Annotated in this window: 1 protein-coding gene; it reads left to right on the forward strand. The window is 47.0% G+C overall.

Annotation, left to right across the window (positions count from 1 at the left end):
- Window positions 1-1,762 (forward strand): SUMF1/EgtB/PvdO family nonheme iron enzyme (locus GY683_RS03665; RefSeq protein WP_297287460.1); only part of this gene is annotated, 1,762 nt, incomplete at its 5' end.
- Between the last annotated feature and the right edge of the window lie 34 nt (window positions 1,763-1,796).

The raw sequence follows: 1,796 nt of genomic DNA on the forward strand, positions 1-1,796 counted from the left end.
AGAGGGGTCTGTCGCTCTTTCTGAACTGCTCGCGGTGACAGCCACTGGCAAATTATTGGTGTGTGCCCAAACCAAGATACCTTTGTATGATAATTCTAATGAAAACAATGGTTTATTCGCTATCGCTCAACCATTTCCGATGCCTGATGCACTGCGGGAGACGTTGCCCGAATTTCCATTGTATCAAGTCCAACTAGAGTGGCGAGCTTGGCAGGCAGGTATTGATGAGTTAGTTAAAACTGGTGACGGGCTACCGCTTGGGCGATTGAAGGATGGACAATGGGATGCCGATTATATTCCGCCGGTGATGAGTTTAGCGACTCATCATCTATTATGGCAACAAGCCTCCGAGGTGATGAATCAGGTTTCGATATTGGCGAATCGTGATAGCCGAGTAGCCGAGTTATCGCTGGCGTTGCGGCAAACGGATTTAGCAATTATCACCCCATTGGCTTTTTGGCAGAGCCATTGTCAATGTTTAGTGGCCCTGAAAACGCATCCTAAACTGGCCGATGATTCGGACTATAAGGATTCAGTATCGACGTTATTGTCAGCGACTTTTTCGCTTTCGATGATTGGCGATGGTTTGGAACCACTGAGTTTTGCTTGGAAGCGTGTTGAACAATGCCTTGATAAGGAAGAAAAACCGATCCGACGTTATGTGTCATTAGGTTGGTATGCCGCCTCGATGGTTGCAATGGCATTGTTGGCGGTGTTGCTAGGGGTGGGTTTGGTTTATCAGTCTCATCAGTCGATGAATGAATTGAAGGCTGATTTTGAAAACCAATTAGCGGCGTTGGACAAGAAACAGAACCAAAAGGCTGGCGAATTGTCAGAGCAAATTACCAAAAAGGCTGACGATTTGTCGGAGCAAATCACCAATAAGGCTAACGAATTGTCAGAACAAATCACCAAAGTGGATCACAGACTCACCGCTGCGGATAACAAACAGACTCAAAGGGCCGACGATTTGTTCAACCAACTCACCTTCGTTACCAACAATATTAATTGGTTGATACCTGGTAAAGTAGTCCGTGACCGTTTGAAAGACGGCGGCTATGGCCCAGAAATGGTTGTTATTCCTGCCGGTACTTTTCGCATGGGCGACACTCAGGGTTCTGAAAGAGAAAAGCCCGTCCATGAAGTCTCTATCAAAAGATTTGCGATGGGTCGCTATGAAGTGACTTTTGCGGAGTATGATAAATTTGCCAACGCAACCGGTAGAAAAAAACCTAATGATAGAGGTTGGGGACGGGGTAATCGCCCGGTGATAAACGTTTCTTGGCATGATGCCGTTGCTTATACGGAATGGCTCAGTGAACAAACCGGTGAAGAATATCGCTTGCCCAGCGAAGCGGAATGGGAATATGCAGCCCGCGCAGGGACGGAAACAAAATATTGGTGGGGTAATGAAATTGGTAAAAATAGGGCTAATTGTGATGGTTGCGGCAGTCAATGGGATAAGAAAAAAACTGCGCCAGTAGGTTCTTTTAAAGCGAATCCGTTTGGTTTGCATGACACTGTGGGTAATCTTTGGGAATGGGTTGCTGATCTTTGGCATTACAGTTATAAAGGTGCGCCTACTGATGGGAGTGTCTTGGAGGGAGGTAATGAGAACTACCGAGTGCTGCGTGGTGGCTCGTGGTACGTCAACTCCCGCGGCACCCGTGCTGCCTACCGTAGCAGGAGCAGCCCAGACAGCCGTTACGACTACGCTGGTTTTCGTGTTGTTCGTCGTCGTGTGGTTGCGCGGATTTTTTAATCTTTTATCCTTTTTTCCCTTTTTTCCCTTTTAC

This window comes from Moraxella sp. (assembly GCF_024227015.1).
In the GTDB taxonomy this organism is placed as follows: Bacteria; Pseudomonadota; Gammaproteobacteria; order Pseudomonadales; family Moraxellaceae; genus Moraxella.